21 protein-coding genes are annotated in these 20,820 nt (G+C 68.8%); 19 read left to right on the top strand and 2 right to left on the bottom strand.

Going from position 1 to position 20,820, the window contains the following annotated elements; genetic code table 11:
- The first annotated feature begins 396 nt into the window (after nt 1-396).
- From FrCorBMG51_RS05625 to FrCorBMG51_RS05570, 12 genes are all read left to right on the top strand, one after another.
- Nucleotides 397-1,386: a YncE family protein gene (locus tag FrCorBMG51_RS05625; protein WP_235433342.1), complete on the top strand. Its 990-nt coding sequence runs from the start codon at nt 397-399 to the stop codon at nt 1,384-1,386.
- Nucleotides 1,387-1,457: 71 nt separating this feature from the next.
- The gene (locus FrCorBMG51_RS05620) at nt 1,458-1,817 is read left to right on the top strand and encodes a hypothetical protein (protein ID WP_047222046.1); all 360 of its coding nucleotides are present in this window, start codon (nt 1,458-1,460) and stop codon (nt 1,815-1,817) included.
- Between the two features lie 754 nt (nt 1,818-2,571).
- The gene (locus FrCorBMG51_RS05615; protein ID WP_086055272.1) at nt 2,572-3,330 is read left to right on the top strand and encodes an AfsR/SARP family transcriptional regulator; all 759 of its coding nucleotides are present in this window, start codon (nt 2,572-2,574) and stop codon (nt 3,328-3,330) included.
- A 252-nt stretch (nt 3,331-3,582) separates the two neighbouring features.
- Nucleotides 3,583-3,852: an acyl carrier protein gene (locus FrCorBMG51_RS05610; RefSeq protein ID WP_047222045.1), complete on the top strand. Its 270-nt coding sequence runs from the start codon at nt 3,583-3,585 to the stop codon at nt 3,850-3,852.
- 3 nt (nt 3,853-3,855) lie between these two features.
- A complete protein-coding gene (locus FrCorBMG51_RS05605; protein WP_083730803.1) occupies nt 3,856-5,124 on the top strand; it encodes a beta-ketoacyl-[acyl-carrier-protein] synthase family protein in 1,269 nt (422 codons plus the stop codon).
- On the top strand, nt 5,121-5,903 hold the full coding sequence (locus FrCorBMG51_RS05600; RefSeq protein WP_047222044.1) for an alpha/beta fold hydrolase: 783 nt from the start codon (nt 5,121-5,123) through the stop codon (nt 5,901-5,903). The genes FrCorBMG51_RS05605 and FrCorBMG51_RS05600 overlap by 4 nt, the downstream gene beginning before the upstream one ends.
- Nucleotides 5,900-6,874, top strand: coding sequence for a thioesterase family protein (locus FrCorBMG51_RS05595; protein WP_047222043.1), 975 nt, complete (start codon nt 5,900-5,902; stop codon nt 6,872-6,874). Before FrCorBMG51_RS05600 ends, FrCorBMG51_RS05595 begins: the two co-directional genes overlap by 4 nt.
- On the top strand, nt 6,871-7,995 hold the full coding sequence (locus FrCorBMG51_RS05590; protein WP_200902344.1) for a beta-ketoacyl synthase N-terminal-like domain-containing protein: 1,125 nt from the start codon (nt 6,871-6,873) through the stop codon (nt 7,993-7,995). Before FrCorBMG51_RS05595 ends, FrCorBMG51_RS05590 begins: the two co-directional genes overlap by 4 nt.
- Before the next feature lie 17 nt (nt 7,996-8,012).
- Complete coding sequence (locus tag FrCorBMG51_RS05585) at nt 8,013-8,393, top strand: ApeI family dehydratase (RefSeq protein WP_052914354.1); 381 nt, start codon at nt 8,013-8,015, stop codon at nt 8,391-8,393.
- 19 nt (nt 8,394-8,412) lie between these two features.
- Nucleotides 8,413-8,895 carry a 3-hydroxyacyl-ACP dehydratase FabZ family protein gene (locus tag FrCorBMG51_RS05580; RefSeq protein ID WP_047222041.1) on the top strand — a complete coding sequence of 161 codons (483 nt, stop codon included), beginning with the start codon at nt 8,413-8,415 and terminating at the stop codon, nt 8,893-8,895.
- Nucleotides 8,896-8,897: 2 nt separating this feature from the next.
- A complete protein-coding gene (gene fabG, locus FrCorBMG51_RS05575) occupies nt 8,898-9,644 on the top strand; it encodes a 3-oxoacyl-ACP reductase FabG (RefSeq protein ID WP_047222040.1) in 747 nt (248 codons plus the stop codon).
- Between the two features lie 9 nt (nt 9,645-9,653).
- A complete protein-coding gene (locus tag FrCorBMG51_RS05570; RefSeq protein WP_047222039.1) occupies nt 9,654-10,352 on the top strand; it encodes a 2-hydroxychromene-2-carboxylate isomerase in 699 nt (232 codons plus the stop codon).
- Nucleotides 10,353-10,530: 178 nt separating this feature from the next.
- Here the strand turns inward: FrCorBMG51_RS05570 and FrCorBMG51_RS05565 are convergent, their stop codons facing one another.
- Entirely contained in the window at nt 10,531-13,041 is a 2,511-nt protein-coding gene (locus FrCorBMG51_RS05565) for an FtsX-like permease family protein (protein WP_047222038.1), read from the bottom strand.
- Entirely contained in the window at nt 13,041-13,817 is a 777-nt protein-coding gene (locus FrCorBMG51_RS05560; protein WP_235433341.1) for an ABC transporter ATP-binding protein, read from the bottom strand. Before FrCorBMG51_RS05560 ends, FrCorBMG51_RS05565 begins: the two co-directional genes overlap by 1 nt.
- A 336-nt stretch (nt 13,818-14,153) precedes the next feature.
- Here FrCorBMG51_RS05560 and FrCorBMG51_RS05555 point away from each other — a divergent pair, with 336 nt between their 5' ends.
- The 7 genes from FrCorBMG51_RS05555 to FrCorBMG51_RS05525 all read left to right on the top strand — a co-directional run.
- Nucleotides 14,154-15,137, top strand: a complete 984-nt coding sequence (locus FrCorBMG51_RS05555) for a LysR family transcriptional regulator (protein ID WP_047222037.1) — start codon at nt 14,154-14,156, stop codon at nt 15,135-15,137.
- 223 nt (nt 15,138-15,360) lie between these two features.
- Nucleotides 15,361-16,290: a 3-oxoacyl-[acyl-carrier-protein] synthase III C-terminal domain-containing protein gene (locus tag FrCorBMG51_RS05550; RefSeq protein ID WP_047222036.1), complete on the top strand. Its 930-nt coding sequence runs from the start codon at nt 15,361-15,363 to the stop codon at nt 16,288-16,290.
- Nucleotides 16,291-16,319: 29 nt separating this feature from the next.
- Nucleotides 16,320-17,669: a preATP grasp domain-containing protein gene (locus FrCorBMG51_RS05545; protein WP_086055271.1), complete on the top strand. Its 1,350-nt coding sequence runs from the start codon at nt 16,320-16,322 to the stop codon at nt 17,667-17,669.
- On the top strand, nt 17,666-18,955 hold the full coding sequence (locus tag FrCorBMG51_RS05540; protein WP_047222034.1) for a type III PLP-dependent enzyme: 1,290 nt from the start codon (nt 17,666-17,668) through the stop codon (nt 18,953-18,955). The genes FrCorBMG51_RS05545 and FrCorBMG51_RS05540 overlap by 4 nt, the downstream gene beginning before the upstream one ends.
- Nucleotides 18,956-19,021: 66 nt before the next feature.
- Nucleotides 19,022-19,300, top strand: coding sequence for an acyl carrier protein (locus FrCorBMG51_RS05535; protein WP_047222033.1), 279 nt, complete (start codon nt 19,022-19,024; stop codon nt 19,298-19,300).
- Between the two features lies 1 nt (nt 19,301).
- Entirely contained in the window at nt 19,302-20,189 is an 888-nt protein-coding gene (locus FrCorBMG51_RS27940) for a hypothetical protein (RefSeq protein ID WP_052914352.1), read from the top strand.
- On the top strand, nt 20,186-20,820 hold a 635-nt coding region (locus tag FrCorBMG51_RS05525), incomplete at its 3' end, for a hypothetical protein (RefSeq protein WP_200902343.1). The genes FrCorBMG51_RS27940 and FrCorBMG51_RS05525, both read left to right, overlap by 4 nt.

Raw genomic sequence — 20,820 nt, 5'->3', positions numbered from 1 at the left:
CCTGGACGTGGCGCTGGAATGTACGGATCCACACGGAATCGGCGGATTTGACAACTTTCCGTGATGGGGTGCTGTCCATCCGCACCTTCCTGGCTGGATAGCCTCCCTATGCGGCCGAGTGTCACCAAGACGGACGCCCCTACGCTTGTCCTCCCCGAACCCGCCGGAATCGGAGCATGCCCTGTGTGGACGTACCGCGACGCCCGATCGTCACGGGCAGTGCGCCTGGTGGTTATCGCCGCGTTGTGGCTCGGGGTAGTCGCGGCCTGTGGTGAGGAAGCCGGGCCGTCCGGGCCCGCCCTGCCTCCGGTGAGGGCTTCGGGGCTGCCGGGAACCCCGCCGTCGTCGCCGTTGTCGCCGTCGGCCGCCGCCGGCGGGGGTAGCGGGGCCGAACCGGTGAACGTGTACGCCGCCGCCGGGGCGAACCAGCTCAGCCCGGCCGTCCGCGGGGCCAGGCAACTCGTCTACGTCCCGAACAGCGACAGCGACACCGTGGACGTGATCGACCCGACGACCTTCAAGGTGGTCGACCATTTCGTGACCGGCCGTAATCCGCAGCACGTCGTCCCGTCGTGGGACCTGTCGACGTTGTACGTGACCAACAACGCGGGTAACAGCCTCACCCCGCTCGACCCGGTCACCGGGAAGATAAAAGGGTCGAACATCCCCGTCGCCGACCCATACAACATGTATTTCACCCCGGACGGGAAATATGCGGTCGTCGTCGCCGAGGCGCTGCAGCGACTGGACTTCTACGACCCGAAAACCTGGGAGCTGCGCACCCAGGTGAAGGTCGACTGCCCCGGCGTCGACCATGTCGACTTCGCCGCCGACGACTCGTTCTTCGTGGCCACCTGCGAGTTCTCCGGCAAGCTGGTCAAGGTCGACCTGCGGACGCTTTCGGTCGTCGGCTACCTGACGGTCGGTGGCATGCCGCAGGACATCAAACTCGACCCGCGGGGCGAGCTGCTCTACATCGCCGACATGATGGCGGACGGCCTGCACATCATCGACCCGGTGCGCTTCCAGAAGGTTGGTTTTCTGGCGACGGGCAAGGGCGTGCACGGCCTTTACCCGAGCCGGGACGCGACCGTGATGTACGCGTCGAACCGCGGCGAGGGCTCCATCTCCGTCATCGATTTCGCGACCCGCCAGGTCCGGCAGAAATGGCAGCTTCCCGACGGCGGCAGCCCGGACATGGGCGGGGTGTCCGCCGACGGGTCGGTGCTGTGGCTGACCGGCCGCTACAACGGCGAGGTCTACGCGATTTCCACCAGGGACGGGAGCCTGCTGGCCCGGATCAGGGTCGGCCCGGGCCCGCACGGCGCCTGCGTCTGGCCCCAGCCCGGCCGCTACTCCCTCGGCCACACCGGCATCCTCCGCTGACGCGGCCCACGCCCGAGCCCACCCGGAACCCGCACCGGGCCGGGCCGACCACACTGGATGCCATGTGCTCCATGCGTCAGGCATTCGCTCATGATGCGGTCCTCGTCCTGGCGTCCGAGGCCGATATACGGGCGCCGGGCGCGGCCGTCACGGTGGCGTTGTGCGGTAGCTGGGATCACGAGCCGCCGTGCCCGCTCGCGCCGCATCACAGCGAGGCGACCCGGGCGGACGGCGAGGTGCACCTGCGAATCCTGTTCGCGGCCGACCCGGAAGACGAAGGCGCTGTCCGGCACCGCATCGACACCGCCCTGGCCGGAGGCCACCTGCGAGGCCCGGACGGCGCCACCAGCCGATGGCAGCTACGCGCCACCCGGCACAGCAAGGTCGCGCCGGAAGAAGCCGATCACGCGGAACGCCTGATTCACGCCTGACGTGTGCGGCCCCGGCTCCGGGGCCAGGCCTGAACGGCTGGGCCCCGCGGCTGCGCCTGACAGCAACCCAGCGCGCCATCAGTTACGAAACGTGACTAAAAAGGATCAGACGGCAAGATGAGAGCAACCAGCGACGGAGACCTGACGAGCGCCTGACGCGGGACAGGCGAAATCCACTGATCATCGAATTCTCGACACTCTGTGACTGTCGAAGATCCTGTCCCCGTGGCCTGCCCGTCCCGCTCGAATCCTTCTGGGAGCGGTTCCGCGTGCCGGTCCCTGCTCCAGGTCGGTAAACGTCGGGTATACAAATACGCCCGTGAATGAATGAACGGTTACGGCAGGCTGTACCACGAATAACGGTGTCGTCATCGACTTCTACGGCTACCTGGCCGCTATCTTCGCTACTGTCCGTTGTCTGGCCCGGGATGGCGGGAGCGTCTATCGTTGGAGGATCGTCTCATAATTCGCCGCCTCGAACGACTTCTGTCGTCGGTTACTCCGGGTAGTATTTGATCTATGGGTTTGACGCGGGTTACCGTGGCGTTTCACTGGAATTACCCCATATCACGGCAGGTATAACCAGTCGTGGTCGGATGATATTAGACGTGCTGGAGATCAGTTGGCTAGCCTTGCCCCGACGGATGGTCAGGGATTTCCTCATGTCGGGCGGCGGTGGCCGGCCAGAAATACTCCGCCAGAGACTTCTTGCAGATCCAACCGGGTTTGTCCTTCGGGATGGGGGCACACTGGCATGGAGATTCAGATTCTTGGTTCGCTGGTTCTCGTCGCCGGCGACCAGCGGACCTCGATCGCCTCGCGGCGAGTGCGTACCGTGCTCGCACTGCTCGCACTGTCGCCGGGTACGGCGGTACCGTTCGACCAGCTCGTCGACGAGATCTGGGCGGACAAGCCAATTGGCAACGCACGTAATGCCCTGCAGGCCAACATACTGCGTCTGCGCAAGCTTCTGGAACTGGTAACCGGCCGCCCCGGCGACGAGTTGGTGCGCACGGTCGGCGGCGGCTACCAACTTGTCGTGCCGGCGGACTCCGTTGACGCCCATCGGTTTCTCTCCCTGGCCAAACGAGGGTCGGTCAAGGGGAGAAACCGTCCGGACGAGGCCATCGAGCTGCTGGAGGAGGCGCTGCGGCTGTGGCGCGGGCCCGCCCTGTTCGACGTGTGCGACGGGTTGCGCTGTCGAATCGAGGCGGCCAGGCTGGATGAGCGCAGGCTGGGAGCTCGCGAGGACCTGATCGCGGCCAAGCTGGCGGTAGGCGCCGAGCGCGGTGTGGTATCTGAACTACGCCAGCTCACCGCCGAGCATCCGGAGCGGGAGCGGTTCAGTGAACAGCTCATGCTCGCGCTCTACCGCGACGGGCGGCAGATCGAGGCGCTCGAAGTCTTCCATCACGCCCGCAAGCGACTCGCCAACGAACTCGGGCTGGAACCCGGCCGTGCGCTGCGCCAGCTTTACCAGGCGATTCTCGTTCAGGACCGGATGCTCGGCTAGCCGGGGAGAGAAGCGGCCGACACCGCACACGGAGTTGCGCTGTCGGATGTGATCGGCAGGCGGCTGGCCGACAAACTTGGCATCGACCCTGGCACCCGGCCGCGTGAGACACACGCCGCGATTCCGGCCGATGGCTCCGGACCGTGCGCCCCGGGCGACCGGGTCGTCGCCCGAACACGGGAGAACGTGTTTCGGCGGCGCGTTGTCCGATTGATCGAAACAGCTCTCCAAGCCTGAAACAGGAGGAAGAAAATGACCACGGCCGACTTTGCTGTGACAACCGACGAGCGCTACGAGAAAATCAAGGAAATCGTCTGCGAAATCCTGGAGATCGAACCGTCGGAAATAACCGCTAGCAGTCGGTTCAAGGAGGACCACGGAGCCGACTCGCTGGGCGCCATCGAGATCCTCTCCGCGCTGGAACGGACCTTCGATGTGGAGATCGACCAGGCCGAGCTGGTCAGGATGGTCAACCTGGAGAGCGTCATCGCGGTGGTCGACGAGGCCGCGGCCAGGCGGTAGCCGATGACCCCACCGGCCAGTGACGAGGACTTGGAGGACACGGTGAACGCGGTGGACGAGCAGCACGACGTGGTGATCACCGGACTGGGTGTGGTAACCAGCATCGGCATCGGCGTTGCCGACTTCCTGGCCGGTCTGCTCACTGGGCGCAGCGGGGTCAAGCCGATCACCGCGTTTGACGTGAGCGGGTTCGCGTACGCAAACGGGTGTGAGGTCACCGACTTCGATCCGGCGGAGTGGATCGAGCGCATCGACATCGCCGAGGTCGGCCGTGCGAGCCAGTTCTCCGTGGCCGCGGCCAGGATGGCGGTGGCCGACGCCGGGCTGGCGTCCGACGAGCTGCGCGGTCGGCGGACGCTGGTCTCGGTGGGCACCACCGACGGCGAGTCGCACGACCTGGACACGCTGACCGGCCACCAGCTCCGGCACGGTCCGGAATCGCTGGACACCACCATGGCTCGCCGGTATCCCGCCAGCCGGTTGGCCACCAGCGTGGTCCGTGAGCTCGGCCTGACCGACGTGGAGGCGGTGACCATCCCCACGGCGTGCGCGGCCGGCAACTACGCCATCGGCTACGGGTTCGACGCGATCCGCGGCGGGGATGTGGACGTTGCGCTGTGCGGCGGCGCGGACGCGGTGTGCCGCAAGACCTTCACCGGGTTCTACCGGCTCGGCACGATTGCGCCACAGGTGTGCCAGCCGTTCGACCGGGACCGCAAGGGCATCCTCACCGGCGAGGGCGCCGGCATCCTGGTCATGGAGAGCCTGGCCTCGGCGCGGGCCCGCGGCGCGCGAATCTACGCCAGAGTGCTTGGCTACGGCCTCAACTGCGACGCGCACCACCCCGTGGCGCCGGATCAGGACAGCCTGGCCAGGTGCATGGAGCTGGCCCACCGCAACGCCGGCATCAAGCCGGAGGAGGTCGACTTCATCTCCGCGCACGGCACCGGGACCAAGGCCAACGACACCACCGAGGTCGGGGCGATCCGGCAGGTGTTCGACGCTCCGCCGCCGACCGTCTCGATCAAGTCGATGCTCGGGCACAGCATGGGCGCGGCCAGCGCGCTCGCCTCGGCCGCGTGCGCCCTCGCCCTGCACGAGAGCTTCATCCCGCCGACCGTCAACCACAACGAGACCGACCCGGAGTGCGCACTGGACTGTGTGCCGAACCAGGCGCGCGAGGCCGAGCTGAACGTGGTCCAGAACAACGCGCTCGCGTTCGCCGGGAACAACGCGGTGCTGGTGCTCGGCAGGTACCGGGAGCTGGTGTGAGCCTGGTCTGCCGGCGTCCGGCCACCCGGTCGGACGCGGTCAGAATCCTGTTCCTGCACGGACTCGCGGGCCGGCCGGCCGTGTGGGACCAGGTGGTCGACCGCCTCGGCGACGAGGTGGAGCCCTGGGACGCCGAGCTGCCGTGGCACGCGCTGGCCGACGGCACCTGGAGCCACCGGGACGACTGCGACGACGCGCTGGTGAGCACCGTGGCGGCCGGTGCGGCCGGTCGCCCGTTCGACGTGGTGGTCGCCCACTCGTACTCGGCCGGTGTCCTGCTCGAGGCGCTGGCCGCGCGGCGGCTGGACCCGTCGGCCGTCGTCCTGATCAGCCCGTTCTACCGGCCGTCGACACAGGACTTCGACTGGACGGCGATCTCCCATTACCTCAACGATTTCCATCTGATGTTCGAGGAGGCGCTGCGGCTCGGCGAGACCGCGCGGTTCTCCGAGCGGCGCAGGGCGTGGATGGCCGGCCAGATGCGTGAACAGGTCGGCCCCTACGGCTGGATGCGCTGGTTCCAGCAGTATCTGCGCACCCCGTTCCTCGACCTGTCCGCGGTGCGCGTCCCGGCGTTGGTGATCACAGGAGACCGCGACATCGCGGCGCGGCCGGACGACGGGCGCCGGCTGGCCGCGGCCCTGCCCGACGGCCGGTTCACCCTGTTCGCCGACTGCGGCCACTTTCCCATGCTGGAACAGCCGGACCGGGTGGCGCGGCTGGTCAGCGGTTGCACGCACATTCGAGTACCCGACGACCCACACCTGGAGCTGACGTGACCCCGACCACCGTGGCCGACCATTCCACCAGCGTGTCCACCAGCGTGCAGATCAGGCCCCGCTACGAGGGCTCGAACATCTGCACCTGGATCGGGTTCAAGCATGTCAACTACATGGTCGAGGAAGCGGTACTCGACCACTTCCGGCAGCGAGGTTTTCCAGCCGGCGAGCTGTACGAGCGCTACGGCCTGTGCGTGGACATCGTCGACCTGGATACCAAGATCCTCACCGCGTTCCACATCGACGACGTGGCCGATGCCACCGTGCGGGAGGCGGCCGGCGACGGACCGGGGCTGCGCCTCGCCGTCGAGCTGAGCGTGGTGCGTGACGGAGCGGTGGTCAGGGCGGTGAAGTCGAAGGTGACCGTGTCACTGCGGCTGGACCCGAGGGGCTGGCCGGCCGAGCAGGTGCCGGCCGCGCTGGCGCCCTACGTGGTCACCGCGCTTGGCCGTGGCGGTCTCATCGAGCCGATCGTCCTGAACGGCGCCGACCCGCTGGACACGCTGACCGCGGGGCGCAACGCCTACGCCTGGGTGTGGCGGATGCCGTACTTCTACTGCCACTTCACCGAGCGTGTGCAGATGTCCGGCTACCTGCGCCAGATGGAGGAGACCCTCGACCTGTTCGTCGCCGACCGCGGCGTGTCGATCAAGAAGCTGCTCGACGAGCAGAACTGGATCCCGGTGGTGCCACACTCCCGAATCACCTTCGTCGGTGAGGCGAACATGGAGGAGGAGCTGTACACGGTTTTCACCGTGGAGAACGTGTTCAAGCGCTACACCTTCACCGCGCGGACGGATTCCTACGTGCTGCGCGACGGCACGCTGGTGCCCACCGCGACCGGCCGGATCACCCACGGCTGGGCAGTGATCAGAAACCGGCGGGACTGGAGCCTCGTCGACTTCGACGACCGGCTGGCCGACGCGCTCGCCGGCAAGCCCGGCTCGCGCAGCGGCAGGGGATCGGCGTGACCACTGCGGAGCCGTCCACACCGGGCACGCTGGTCAGGAGCGCCGGGCAGCTCGTGATATCCGCCTATACCGCGGTGTCCCCGTACGGGGTCGGCCGAGCCGCGTTCGACGATGGCGTACGAGCCGGCCGGCCCGCGACCGGCGCGCTGGGCGAGGCGTGGCTGCCCGGCCCGTACGCCGTGGCCGGGCTGATACCCGGATTCACCGCGGCCGGCGCGCTGGGCAACAAGGGCACCCGGTCGATGGACCGGGCCACCGCCATCGCGGTCACCACGGTACGCGAGCTGATCATCGAGGCGGGGGCCGCGGTCACCGGACAGCCGGAGCAGGTCGGCCTGGTTCTCGGCACCGGGCATGGCAGCGTGCAGTCCATCATGGACTTCACGAGGGACTCGCTCACCGGCGAGAAGCCCTACCATGTCGACCCGGCACAGTTTCCCAACACGGTGATGAACCGGGCTGCCGGGCAGAGCGCGATCTGGCACGGAATCAGGGGACCGAACACCACGATCTCCGGTGGCTGGCTGACCGGCCTGCTCGCACTGAGCTACGCGGCCAGGATCTACCGGGCCGGCCGGTGCGCCCGGGCGCTGTGCGGTTCTGTCGAGGAGTACTCGCGGCAGCGGGCCTGGTTGGAGTTTCACGCCAGGGGTGGTGTCAGCGGCACCGGCGCCCTCGGTGAGGGCGGAGCCGCGGTGCTGTTGGAGTCGGCGCGCGGCGCGACCGAGGCCGGCCGGACCCCCCTGGCCGCGGTGCTGGCCATCAGGTTCGGCGCGTTCGGCGCCCCGGCCGACGCCGGCACGGCGCTGGCCGGGTGCGTGCGCGGTGCGCTCGCCTCGGCCGGCGCGGCGCCGGAGTCCGTTCGGATCGTGTCCGGAGTGGACGATGGCGGTGAGTTCGGCGCGGTGGAGCGGGCCGCGGTACGCGACGCGCTCGGCGGCGACGGAGCGCGCTGGGTGAGCTGTCGGCGGCTGATCGGTGACACCTCGGCGGCGGCGACCAGCTTCCAGCTGGCCACGGCGCTGGCCGTGGCCGAGCCGGGAGATCTGGCGTTGGTCACCGGGGTCGACCCGGACGGCGCGACGGTGGGCTGCGCACTGCTGTCGGTGGCGCGGTCGTGAGTGCGCAGGTGATGAGGATGGTGCGGTCCGGCCCGACCGGGCTGTCCGCGCGCGCCACCATCGACCCGGCCGACCCGGTGTTCGCTGGTCACTATCGGGGATTCGCCCTGCTGCCAGGGCTTTTCCTGGTCGAGTACGTGAGTGCCGCGGTGCGGGCGGCCACCGCGCAGGCCGGGATACGTCCGGTGGCGGTGGAGCGCGCCAAGTTCCACCGGCCGGTGTTCCCCGGCGACGAGCTGGCCATCGAGGCGTCACTGGCCGTGGACAACGGTGAACTGCGTTGCGTGGCCACGGTAGCCACCGCGGTCGGCCCGGTGGCAGACGTGCGACTGAGCTATCAGGCGACCGAGCTAGTCAGACAGCTGAGCTGTCAGGCGACCGAGTTATCAGGCGGCTGAGCTACCAGGGAGGTGAGCGATGATCGGTGTTGCGGAGATCAAGAGAATCATCCCGCACCGGTTCCCGGTCCTGCTGCTCGACGGTGTGTCCGAAGTGGACCCTGGCAGGAGCCTGGTGGCCTACAAGGCGGTTACCAGCCGCGAACCGCACTTCGCGGACCTGGACGAGTACGCGGCGCCGGAGGCCTACGCGTATCCGGTGAGCCTGCTGCTGGAGTCATGGGCACAGGCCGCGGTGCTGCTGGCCCGCTGGGCCGAACCCAACCCGGACGTGCTGACCGGGCGGGTGGAACTGCTCGCCGGGATCCGCAGGGTCGAGCTGCCGCACCCGGTGTATCCGGGGAGTGTGCTGCGGCACCACGTCGAACTGGTCCGGGCGGTCGACGATGCGGCGATCTTCACCGGTCGCACCGAGGTGGACGGCGTCACCGTGGTCCGGGTCGGCCAGTTCACCCTGGCATCGCGCACGATCGACATGCTGCGGCTCGAGACGAAGGAGTGACCATGTCCCCGACCGGGCGCCCGGTGGCGCTGGTGACCGGAGGCTCGCGCGGTATCGGGCATCAGGTGGTGACCCGTCTTGCCGCCGACGGTTTCGACGTGGCGTTCTGTTATGTGTCCAGTCAGGACGCCGCGGAAACGGTGGCCAAGGAGGCGTCCGCCGCCGGTGCGGCGGTGTACCTGCAAAAAGTTGACGTGGGCGAACGCCGTGCGGTCAGCCAGTTCGTCAGGGCCACTGAGGGTGAACTCGGCCCGCTGGCCGCGGTCGTGTCGTGCGCCGGCATTGTGCGGGACAATCCGCTGGTGCTGATGAAGGACGACGACTGGCAGGCCGTGCTGCGGGTCAACCTGGACGGAACATATCACGTGTGCAAGGCCGCGGTTTTCTCCATGATGAAGCGGCGGGCCGGCGCGGTGGTGACCATGTCGTCGGTGGCCGGTGTGTACGGCAACGCGACACAGACCAACTATTCGGCGTCCAAGGCCGGCATCATCGGGTTCACCATGGCACTGGCCAGGGAGGTCGGCCCCTACGGCATCCGGGTCAACGCGGTCGCGCCCGGCTTCATAGACACCGACATGCTCGGCGGTCTGTCCGACGAGCATGTCGAAAAGATGACCGAGCGCATCCCGCTCGGACGGTTCGGTCGCCCGCAGGAGGTGGCCGACCTGGTGTCGTTCCTGGTGTCCGACCGGTCCACCTATATCACCGGCCAGGCTTTCGGCGTCGATGGCGGTCTGACTCTCTAGGGGTTTTCCATGACCAAGGCCCGCACCCCGAGGTTCTACTTCTCGTTGCGCAGTCCGTATTCCTGGCTGGCTTACCGCCGGTTGCTCGCCGAATACCCGGACATTGCCGAGCTCGTCGAATGGGTCCCGTTCTGGGAGCCGGACGAACGCAGCGCCGCCGCGCTGACCGGCACGTTCCCCTATTCGGCGATGTCGCGGGCCAAACACCTCTACATCCTGCAGGACGTCAGCCGGCTGGCCAGGCAGGCTGCCGTGCCGCTGGCCTGGCCGGTGGACCGGGCTCCGGTGTGGGAGATCCCGCACCTGGCCTACCTGGTGGCCGAGCGTGCCGGCCTCGGCCGGGAGTACGTGGCCGCCACGTACCGGACGCGCTGGGAGCAGGGCCGTGACATCTGCGACCGTGCCATCGTCGCCGAGATCGCCGCGTCCATCGGCGTGGACCCTGACGCCGCCGCGTCCGCCGCGGACGATCCTGATCTGCGCGCGGACGGCTGCGCCATCCTCGAGCGGATCTGCCGCGACGGCGTGTTCGGCGTCCCGTTCTTCGTCAACGGCTTCAACCGGTACTGGGGTGTGGAACGCCTGGCCGACTTCGCCGCCGAGCTGCGTGCCCGTCTCGTCCCCGCCACCGGCCTGCCCGCGATACGCGCCGGAACGGTGGGCCTGGGCCGCTCGTCCGACGAAGGCCACGTCGGCGGTTGCGGCTGACCTGCGGATTCGTGCCGGGGACGGGCCGAGCGCCGGCGAACTGGTGATCCGCAAACCACGTGGATTCGCCTGACCCCTCCGGCCCGTCCAGCCGTGTTGCTCGAGGACGTGTCTCCTGCCCTGTTCCGGCGTTCGCCCTGTGTTCCAACGCGTGCTGGACGGACCTGGACGGACGATGTCACGGGGTGGTTGACGCGGCAACGGGTGGGGTGCGCAGAGCGTAGAGGGTGGGGAGCAGGGTGGCCAGCAGGGTGAGCGCGGCGGCTGATCCGGTCACCGCCAGGTAGATCCACAGTGGGCCGTGCGGCAGCGGCGAGTCGCTGAGCGCGAGGTTGAACGGTACCAGTGTGGTGATCGACACCAGGGTGCCGAGGATGATGCCGCCGACGACCACCAGCACCGCCTCGGCGCTCATCATGCCCAGAACCTGGCCGCGGGTGGTGCCGATCAGGCGTTGTACGGCGAACTCCCTGCGACGCTCGGCGGTGGCCACGATCAGGGTGTTGACCAGCGAGATCACCGTATAGCAGATGATCATAAAGGCCAGCAGATAGTTGATCCACACACCGGTCTGCTCCTGCTCCGCGTGTGCCGAGCGCAGGGTGTCCTGGCCGGCCACACGCAGGCCGGGATGGTCGGCGGCGAAGTCGGCGAGAGTCGCGATGAGCGTGCCCGGCGCGACGCCGGGAGCGGCGCGTACCAGGATCTCCTGCGCCAGACCGGTTCTGGTGTGCGGGGCGACAAGTTCGGCGGGCGCCAGCATGGTCTCGAACCCGTGGCGCGCGGCGAACAGCGCGACCACCTTCGCCGAGACCCTGGTGTTGTCGCCCAGCCACAGGGGCACCGTGTCGCCGAGCTCGTAACCGAAGTGCCGCGCGCTTGTCGTGGCCAGCGCCACTGTGTCGCCACGCAGATCGGCCAGCGTGCCCGCGGTCAGCGCGACCGGGGCGGTGCGGTCCGCGCCGTCGGCGGTGATGCCCTGCAGCGGCACGGTCTCCCGGTAGCCGGTCTCCGCAACCTCCTCGCTTTCCAGGTATCCCTCGCTGTTCACCACCGCGCTGGCCTGGCCGACACCGGGCAGCGTGCGCACCGACCGCACCAGGTTGACCGGGAAGCCGCCGGCGGTGGAGACGAGCGCGGCGTCGGCGCGCAGGTTCTCCGTGTAGGCCCGATCGGCGGCCTCGGACTGGGACGTCTGGAGATACAGCAACGAGGTGGCCAGGCCGGTGGCAAGCATGATCGGCATAATCATGCCGGCCGTCCTGATCCGCCGTGTTCTCGCGTTGAGCAGGGCAAGATGGCCGGAGAGCCCGCACATCGCACGAAGCGGCACGTACAGCACCAGGACGATCACCCGGGTCAGGCCGGGGCCGAGCAGCGCGAAACCAGTGGCCCACAACATGGCGGTCGGGCCGGCCGTGCTCGCCGCGACCGGGCCCTTCATCACCAGTGCGGTCACCAGGGTCAGGGCCATTCCGCCGGCCAGGAACAGCACCGCGAACAGGATGCGCGGCCAGCTCACCCAGCGCCGCTGCAGGCCGGCTTCGACCAGCGCCTCGGTCGGCCGGGTGCGTGCCGCGGCCCAGCCGGCCGCCCAGGCGGCGAGCAGCGCGGTCAGCATGGTCACCGCCGAGCCGACCAGCGTCGGCACGAAGCCCTGGTGAAACACGATCGCCGGAGGAGCCACACCGCCGTCGGCCAACTGGTCGAACAGGAATCGCCCAACCGGCCTACCGAACGGGTACGCGGCCGCGGCGGCCAGCAGGCCGATCATCATGGTCTCGCCGAGCAGCAGCCGGCGCAGCTGGCCAGGTGTGCCGCCGATCGCCCGCAGCAGCGCCATCTCCTGCTGTCGTTGTTGCACGGAGAGACCCAGGATGCTGGCCACCACGAAGATTGCCACCAGCACGGCGAGCCCGCCGAACACACCGGCCAGCACGATCATCGTCTCGCCGCCGTCCGCGGCGCTGGCGAACTCGGCCAGGCCGCGCTCGTCCCCGGTCAACAGCGTCGTGGGCGTGTCCTTCAGCGCTGTGGCCAGCGCGTCGCGCAGCTGTCCACTTTGGAAGCCCGGCGCGGCGAGCACGCCGATCGCGTCCACCTGGTCACCCGCGGGCACGATCCTGGCGACGTCGGGTTCGGCGAAGAACAACGCGCCCGCGATGATCTGGTCCGCGGACACCACGCCGCTGACCCGGAACCGCGCGGGGGTACCGCGTACCACGACGTCGACCTGGTCACCGACCCCGACGCCGGCCCGCGTCGCGGTTGCCGTGTCCACCGCGATCTCGTGTTCGGCTGGCGCGGCGCCGTCGCGGATCCCGTATCGACCGAGCGCGGCCGACGCCCAGGCGTGCCCGATCTGCTGGTCGCCATCGGTAACCGGCATGCCGTCGCGCAGCAGCGCGGCAGGGAACGACACGTCCGGCACGGCATCGGCGACGCCGGGCACCGACCTGATCCTGGTCACCAGCGTGGCGTCCAGTCGGATCGGTTCCGGATGTGACTGGTCGCCGGTGACCACGACATCGGCGGCGACCAGTCGCTGTGGCGGGACCGCGGTACGGATCCCGGTCTCCATGAGACCGCCACAGGCCATCACCAGCACCGTGCCGAAGAACAGCGCGACGAACGACGCGACGAAGCCGCCGGCGCGGTATCTCAGGGTCCGCAGGGCCAGTAGCAGCATCAGGACACCTGCCCCGCCGGTGTCCTGCCCTGCGTACCGAGCTTGATCATCTGTTCGGCCAGCACCTGCGCCGTCGGCTCAAGGATCTCGCCGACGAACCGGCCGCCGGCCAGGAACACCACCCGGTCGGCATGCGCGGCAACGACAGGGTCGTGAGTGACGATCACAACAGTCTGGCCGCCGCTGCGGACCGCCTGCCGCAACAGGTCGAGGATTTCCAGGGCGGTGTAGGCATCCAGCGCGCCGGTCGGCTCGTCGCCGAAGATCACCGAAGGCTGGGTGATCAGTGCTCTGGCGATGGCCACCCGTTGCTGCTGGCCGCCGGACAGTTCGCCGGGCCGGTGCTTGCGGCGCTCGCTGAGCCCGACCTGTTCCAGCACCGTGTCCACCGCGCCTCGTCTGGGCCGGCGGCCGGCAAGGCGCACCGGCAGCGCGATGTTCTCCACCACGGTGAGCGCGGGCAGCAAATTGAACGCTTGGAAAACAAACCCGATTCTTTCGCGACGCAGAATAGTCAGCTCGCGTTCACCTAGTTTGGTGATCTCTCGGCCGTCCAGGGTCACCGATCCCGATGTCGGGGTGTCCAGTCCGGCCGCGCAGTGCAGGCAGGTGCTTTTACCGGAACCCGACGGGCCCATCACCGCGGTGAAGGTGTGGCGGCGGAAGCCGATCGACACTGAATCCAGTGCGACGACGCCGGTCCGGGAGTTGCCGTAGACCTTTCGGACGGCATCCAGGCGCACGACATCGTCCACCGCGATGCGGGATGTGGCCACAGTGTTTTGCTCCCCTGGTTAGACTGCTGCACTACGGGAGGTGATCGTAATTCTCGTCCGGATGTAGCATCTGGTCCGGCCCGAACGGCTCAGGCCTATGTGCGATTTACTGGTGGATCATCGCCGATCGGATGGTAGCCACGTCAAGCCTAGCCTGGTCGGGTAGGGCGGTCCCATTGACCCACAAAGGCTTTCCCGCAGGATCGGCTGAGACCTGCTTGGAATGTTCGCGATGCGGTACTTTGGAGATTGGGATCCCTTGGTAACCGGCTGATCGCGCGAGAGCGTGCTCGGCTGGGCGGGGGCTCGGGGGACCATGAACGGACTAGGGGTGCCATGAATCTGGAGATCCGGCATGCTCGTGTGGTTGCCATGATCGCCGAGTCCGGGAGCATCTCCAAGGCGGCGGCCAAGCTCGCCCTGCCGCAGCCCAGCCTGACCTACCAGCTCCGCCGAATCGAGAAGGCAATTGGCGGCGACCTGTTCGTCCGGTCCAGCTTCGGCATCACTCCGACTCCGCTGGGCGAGAGGTTGATCCCGATGCTGGTCGACCTGGCCAACCGGGCCGACGCGGTGATGGCCGAGGCGTCGTCGCCCCCGTCCGAGGTGTTGCGTATCGGCAATGCCGAATGGACTCCTGTTACTCTCCGTGATGCACTGCGGGCTTCGCTGCCCGAGTTGGATGTACAAACCGTGACCATGGATCCGGCGGCCGGTATGGCCGCGGTGATCAGTGGCGGGCTGAGTGTCGCGCTGGTGCCCTGGCTGGAGGGCATCACGCCGGGCACCCTGTTGGAACCCGGACTGACCATGGAGATCATAGCGCGTGAGCCGGTCTGGGTGGCCCTGCCTCGCGGGCACCGCCTGGCCGGCCAGCCCGTGCTGACCGAGTCGTCGCTGAGTGACCTGAACTGGGTCAGGCGTGTGCGCGGGAACTGGTTTCACCCGGTGGAGGAGTACCTGTTCGGTCGATTCGATCAGAAGATTCCGAACGTACTGCACTACGTCGGCGGGCATGCCGAGGCGATGGCCTGGGTTCGCGACGCCAACGCGGTCGCGCTGACCCCGCCGACCGGGGCGACTGACGAGGTCGCCCTGGTCGGCGTGTCAAGCGTGCCGCGCAGCCAGCTGCTTCTGGTGTGGCGTAAGGGATCACTGCATTTGAATACGGTAAGTGTACTGGTAAATACTTTACGTGAATATTACTGCGAGTACGCACGTACGATTCCGCAGGTGTGGGCCTGGATGATCGAACACCCCGCGGAATCCCCCGAGCTGGCCGACTATCTCACCGGTCCGGGTCTGACCGTCGCGTCCTGACCACGGCCCCACCCGCCCGTGCCGCACGACGCCGGCCCGCTTGCCCGCCCGCACCGTGCTGCCGGCACCTTGCTGAAGATACACAACCACCCCGGCCGGACATGCGTGATCAGATCTGGGGCCTACCGCATGTCACCAGCGCGTCAGTGGAGCGTCAGCCGCACGGACAAGCCTGAACGCAGAACGCCACGGTAGCGCGAGCGAGGAGGAGGCCGACCCCGCTATGACGTCGTTGGTCGCGGTGTCCAGTCATCTGCCTGAGACGATCAAGGTCGTCGACCTGAAGGAGCCCCTCGGGCTGACCGATCTCCAGGTGCGCCGGTTCACCCGGCTCTACGGGCTCTCCGAGATCTGCAAGTCCGCCGAGGAGTCCGAGACCGACCTGCTGCGGGCCGCGGCCGACAAGCTGACTGAGCTGGCCGGCCAGGAGGAGCGGGTCCGCTACCTGGTGCGGGCCAAGGGCCTGCGCACCACCGCGCCCTACCCGCACAGCCCGCTGCAGGAGGTGCGTGCGGCGCTCGGCCTGACCAACGCCACCACCTTCTCCGTCGCCGACCACGGATGCGCCACCGGGCTGCTGGCCTTTGACGTGTGCGCGACCCTGCTGGCCGCGGACGGCGACCCGGACGGGCTCGCGCTGATCCTGGCGGGGGACAGGACCTTCACCCCGTTCTCTCAGTGGGTCGCCGATGTCTCGATCATGGGCGAGGGGACGGCCGCGGTGCTGGTCAGCGCCGGCGGCACCAGGGACCGGATGACCGGCTACGCGGCCCGTGTCCACGGCCGGCCGGACGGAATGATCGATATGACCCCCGACGTGGCCAGGCAGGCACGGCAGATCTACCAGGACGCCCTGGAGGATGTCGTGCGGGCCGCCACCGCGCAGGCCGGGATCACAGTGGCCGACCTGGCGCTGGTGTTGCCGCACAACGTCAACCGGGTGTCCTGGACGGTGGCCGCGGACAAGCTCGGCCTGCCCAAGGAGCGGATCTTTCTGGACAACCTGGCCGCCACCGGGCACTGCTTCTGCGCCGACCCGTTCATCAACTACCGGACGGTTACCGACCGCGGCCTGCTCAACCCTGGTGACCACTACCTGATGACCTCGGCCGGGCTCGGCCAGACGTTCGCCGCGATGGTCTTCCAGCACTGAGGGATGGTCTTCCAGCACTGAGGAGTGTCATGACGGGCTTCACCAGAAGGCTCAGGAAGGCGCTGGTCGGCTCGCCGGACGCGGCTGTAGTCCTCCTCGGCAACTTCGAGGTCGAGGAGCAGTGGGCGCGCGGCGAGCACACCCTGCCCCGGTTCTCCGCCGCCGCGGGCACCGCAGTGGTGAACCGGATGGACGAGTTCGCCATGCTGCTGGCCGCCGCTGGCGACCACGTGGTGCTCAAGACCGCGCCGGACCCCGCCTACGTGGACTACCTGCGCGCCCTCGGGCTCGAACTGCCCACCGTGCACGTGGTGTCCCAGCAGGACCCGCAGCGCACGGTCACCGAGGACATACTGCGCGACAACGAGCTGCTGGCACGGCTGTCCACGCTGGACGCGTCGATCGCGGTGCACGGGGTGTCCGAAGTGGAGGAGGAACTGGCCGCCGCCACCGGGCTGACGCTGGCCGCTCCGAGCGCCCTGGTGTGCAAAGCGGTCAACAGCAAGGTGTACAGCCGCAGGCTCGCCGACGAACTCGGCCTGCGCCAGCCGGACGGCCGGGCCTGCGACACGCTGGAGCAGTTGGCCGCCGCGGTCGAATGGGCGCGCGGACTGTTGGCCACCGGCCGCAGGGTGGTGCTCAAGGAGGCGTTCGGCGTCTCCGGCAAGGGCATCGCCGTGTTGGACAGCGAGCGCCGGCTCGACCGCACATACCGGATGATCGCCGATCGGGTCCACCGCCGCGGCGACGAACGGATCGCGTTCGTGCTCGAGGACTGGGTGGACAAGGCCAGCGACCTCAACTACCAGTTCACCGTCAGCCGCGACGGCTCGGTGAGCTTCGACTTCGTCAAGGAAGCGATCACCGAGAACGGGGTCCACAAGGGGCACTGGATGCCCGCGGACCTGTCCGGCGCGCACGTGGACCAGCTGACCATGTGCGCCGACCTGCTGGGCAAGCGGCTGGCCGAGGACGGCTACTTCGGCGTGGTCGGGGTGGACGCGCTGACCGATCCGGCCGGCGGGCTCTACCCGGTGATCGAGATCAACGCGCGTAACAACATGTCCACCTACCAGGTGTTGCTGCAGGAACGGTTCCTCGGCGTCGGACGGGTGGCCATGGCCAGGCACTACCCGCTCCGGCTCGCCGAACCGCTCGGCTTCGCCGACGCCGCCCGGCTGCTGGACGGCCTGCTGCTGTCCGGGGTGGGTGGCAGCGGCCTGTTGGTCAACAACTTCGCCACGGTCAACGCCGGCGCCCGCGCGGAAGGGCCGTTCGACGGCCGGCTCTACGGCCTGCTGATCGCGGACACCGCCGCCGAGGTGGCCGTGATCGATGCCGCGGTCACCGCCCGGCTTGCCGAAGGGATTCCGTCATGACCGAGTTCGACGTGCAGGGCGTCACGGTGTCCGAGCTGGCACGGCGTTTCGGTACCCCGCTCTACGTCTACGACTCGGACGAGCTGATCGGGCGGCTGACCACGCTGCTCGACGTGATGCACCCTCGTCTCGAGGTGTTCTTCTCGCTCAAGGCCAATCCGAACATCGCGGTCTGCGCCCTGCTGCACTCACGCGGCGCGCGGGCCGAGGTGTCCTCCATGGTCGAGCTGACCACCGCGCTGCGTGCCGGCGTGGCCGGCGAGGACATCATCTTTCTTGGCCCCGGCAAGAGCCGCGCCGAACTGGTCGCCTGCCTGGAGCGCGGCGTACACACGATCGTCTGCGAGTCCTTCGGCGAGCTGGCCACGATCAACGAACTGGCCGGCGAGCGTGGAATGATCGCCCCGGTCGCGCTGCGGGTCAACCCGAGCTTCCAGGTGAAGGGTTCCGGGCTGACCATGGGTGGCAGGGCCCGGCAGTTCGGCATCGACGAGGCGCAGCTGCTGGCCACCCCTGATCTGGCCGAACGGCATCCGAGTGTGCGGTTGATGGGTGTGCATGCCTACATGGGCACCCGGATCCTGAACGCGGACGCGGTCGCCAACAACACCGAGCGCATCCTCGACCTCGCCGAGCGGATCTCCGCCACGCTGGGCTTCCCGCTGGACCTGGTGGACATCGGCGGCGGCCTTGGCATCGCCTACTTCGACGGCGAGGACGATCTCGATCTTGCCGCGCTGGCCACCAGGATGAACCCGGTGGTCGGTGACTTCGCCACCCGGCACCCGGGCACCCGACTGGTCATGGAACTGGGCCGGTACCTCACCGCGATGGCCGGTACCTATGTGATCAGGGTCGAGTACACCAAGACCTCGCTCGGCGAGCGGTTCGCGGTCGCCGACGGCGGCACCAACCACCACATGGCCGCGGTGGGCATCGGATCGTTCGTCAAGCGCAACTTCCCGATGCTGCTGCTCAACCGGATCGACGAGCCGGCGTCGGAGAGCTGGCACGTCACCGGCCCACTGTGTACTCCGAACGACACCCTCGGCAAGAAGGTGGAGCTGCCGCCGGTGCGGCCGGGCGATCTGATCGGCGTGCTCCGGTCCGGCGCATACGGCCCCAGCGCGTCACCGGTGTTCTTCCTCAGCCACGGCCACCCCGCCGAGGTGCTCGTCCACTGCGGGCAGCCGTACCTCGTCCGCGAGCGTGACCGCCCGGAGGACCTGCTCCGCCAGCAGCGTCTGCCCGACCTGACCGCGGTGGCCATGCCGCGGGCCAACTGAAGCCGTGGGGCGACCGAGCAGCAGGGCAACTGAGCTGCGGGGCAACTGAGACGAAGGGACTGTCCCATGACAGACACGGCCACCGCGACGACCGTGCGCAGAGACCGCATCGTCGCCGCGATCTCCTCGGCGCTGATCGAGATTCTGGAGTACGACCTGCCGGAGATCACCGAGGACTCCCGGCTGTTCGATCAGCTCGGCCTTGACTCCACCGGCGTGTTCGAGCTGCTCATGCGCCTGGAGGAGGCACTCGACGTCGAGTTCGACACGGACAACCTGGAGATGGGCCACTTCGAGACGGTTCGTTCGCTTGCCGACTTCGTCGTGTCGGAGACGGGTGACTGACGTGTACGCGACGGCGGCACCGGTAACGCCGGCCCCCGGCGGCCGGATGGCCGGGCTCGGGCTGGTCGAGGTTGCCCACCGCCAGTTCGGGCCCGGCGGGGGGCGCATCGACGACCCGTTCTCCGAGCGGCATTTCACCGACCTGACTAGCGGTTACGGTATGACCTACCGCGCCGACGTCGCGGCCCGGTCGCGCGGCAACACCTTCGCGGCCATGTCCGCCGCGCTGGTCGACGGGCTGGCCCCGGCACCGGATCCGTTCGGCGTTGCCGTGGTCGCGCACGCCACCCCGGACCTGGACTGCCGGTACGCCGCGGCCACCTACCTGTCTGACCTGCCCGGCGTGCTGCTCTCCTTCGCGGTGTCGGAGAACGGTGGATGCACGCCGTTCACCGCCCTGCGGCTGGCCGGCGCGTACACCGCCCGGCACAGCCTGCGCCGAGCGGTGGTGCTCGTGCTCGACCAGTCCACCCTGCCCTACGACCTGGCGCCAGGGGTTGCCCCGGCCGGCGATGCCGGGGTCGCCCTGGTGCTTGGCGAGGGCGGTGACAGCATGTCGTTCGGCCATGTCGCCGGGGCTCGGCGTACGAATCTGTCCGGTGCGGTGGCCGAGGCGATCGGCCAGGCGATCGGCCAGGCGCTGCCCGGCGGCGTTGGGGGAACGCCGGTCGAGGTGCTGGCCGGCCCGGGAGTCGAGACCGGGCAGGTGCCGGCCGAGTTCGGTCGGGTCACTCGGATCGACAACGGATTTCCGTGTAGCGGGCTGTGGTCGGCGCTGGCCACCCGGTTCGGCCAGCCAGCCCGGCCAGGCTCGCTGACTGTGTTGGTGGACGCGGATCCGGCCCGTGGTGACGTGAGCGCGTGCGTGATCTTCAGAGGATTTCGATGACCACGGTGGTGCGGACCGGCTTCGACCCCGGCCTCTGGGCGCGCTGCCACCGGACGGCCCGCGAGGAAGGGCTGGCTCCAGGTCTGGCCGCCCTGCGTGAGGCGTTGTTGCCGGGGCTGATCCCCTGTGGGCCGGGCGGACACGCGGTGATGCCGGCCGCGCTGGCCGGCGAGGCGAGCCGGCTGTGGGTGGACGGTATGACCACCGAGGACCACGTCGAGCTGGAGACTCTGGGCGTCGTGGATCTGCCCGGCGGGCCGGTTGCGATGCTGGGTCACTCGCGCGAGCCCGGCCACGTCGGCGCGTTCTCCGCCTCCGCGCAGCCGCGCACGCTGTGGCTGCGCGGGCTGCTCTGGTTGCGGCTGGGCCTGTCCGAGGGGCTTCGCGACGCCTGCGTCACCTACCTCGCGGGCCGTACGGTGGGCAGCTCGGTGCTGCTGCAGCAACAACTGGTCAAGGGCGCGCTGGCCGACGTGTTGCTGGAACACCTGGAGATCCGCGCTGTGATTACCAGCGCTGGCGAGCGGACCGAGGACACCCTCGGCCGGCTGCACGAGCAGATCACTGACGCGGACCGCGAGCTGCTGCACCTGCTCGGCGCGAGCGGCTACCTGGCCGGCGGGACCGGCCA

The sequence above is a fragment of the Protofrankia coriariae genome (assembly GCF_001017755.1).
Taxonomy (GTDB): Bacteria; Actinomycetota; Actinomycetes; order Frankiales; family Frankiaceae; genus Protofrankia; species Protofrankia coriariae.
This window is presented reverse-complemented; position numbering and strand designations above follow the sequence as displayed.

Excerpts from the sequence above, each read along its gene's own strand:
- FrCorBMG51_RS05620 (WP_047222046.1), top strand. The coding sequence starts at position 1,458 with ATGCGTCAGGCATTCGCTCATGATGCGGTCCTCGTCCTGGCGTCCGAG.
- FrCorBMG51_RS05615 (WP_086055272.1), top strand. The coding sequence starts at position 2,572 with ATGGAGATTCAGATTCTTGGTTCGCTGGTTCTCGTCGCCGGCGACCAG.
- FrCorBMG51_RS05610 (WP_047222045.1), top strand. The coding sequence starts at position 3,583 with ATGACCACGGCCGACTTTGCTGTGACAACCGACGAGCGCTACGAGAAA.
- FrCorBMG51_RS05605 (WP_083730803.1), top strand. The coding sequence starts at position 3,856 with ATGACCCCACCGGCCAGTGACGAGGACTTGGAGGACACGGTGAACGCG.
- FrCorBMG51_RS05585 (WP_052914354.1), top strand. The coding sequence starts at position 8,013 with ATGGTGCGGTCCGGCCCGACCGGGCTGTCCGCGCGCGCCACCATCGAC.
- FrCorBMG51_RS05580 (WP_047222041.1), top strand. The coding sequence starts at position 8,413 with ATGATCGGTGTTGCGGAGATCAAGAGAATCATCCCGCACCGGTTCCCG.
- fabG (WP_047222040.1), top strand. The coding sequence starts at position 8,898 with ATGTCCCCGACCGGGCGCCCGGTGGCGCTGGTGACCGGAGGCTCGCGC.
- FrCorBMG51_RS05570 (WP_047222039.1), top strand. The coding sequence starts at position 9,654 with ATGACCAAGGCCCGCACCCCGAGGTTCTACTTCTCGTTGCGCAGTCCG.
- FrCorBMG51_RS05565 (WP_047222038.1), bottom strand. The coding sequence starts at position 13,041 with ATGCTGCTACTGGCCCTGCGGACCCTGAGATACCGCGCCGGCGGCTTC.
- FrCorBMG51_RS05555 (WP_047222037.1), top strand. The coding sequence starts at position 14,154 with ATGAATCTGGAGATCCGGCATGCTCGTGTGGTTGCCATGATCGCCGAG.
- FrCorBMG51_RS05550 (WP_047222036.1), top strand. The coding sequence starts at position 15,361 with ATGACGTCGTTGGTCGCGGTGTCCAGTCATCTGCCTGAGACGATCAAG.
- FrCorBMG51_RS05545 (WP_086055271.1), top strand. The coding sequence starts at position 16,320 with ATGACGGGCTTCACCAGAAGGCTCAGGAAGGCGCTGGTCGGCTCGCCG.
- FrCorBMG51_RS05540 (WP_047222034.1), top strand. The coding sequence starts at position 17,666 with ATGACCGAGTTCGACGTGCAGGGCGTCACGGTGTCCGAGCTGGCACGG.
- FrCorBMG51_RS05535 (WP_047222033.1), top strand. The coding sequence starts at position 19,022 with ATGACAGACACGGCCACCGCGACGACCGTGCGCAGAGACCGCATCGTC.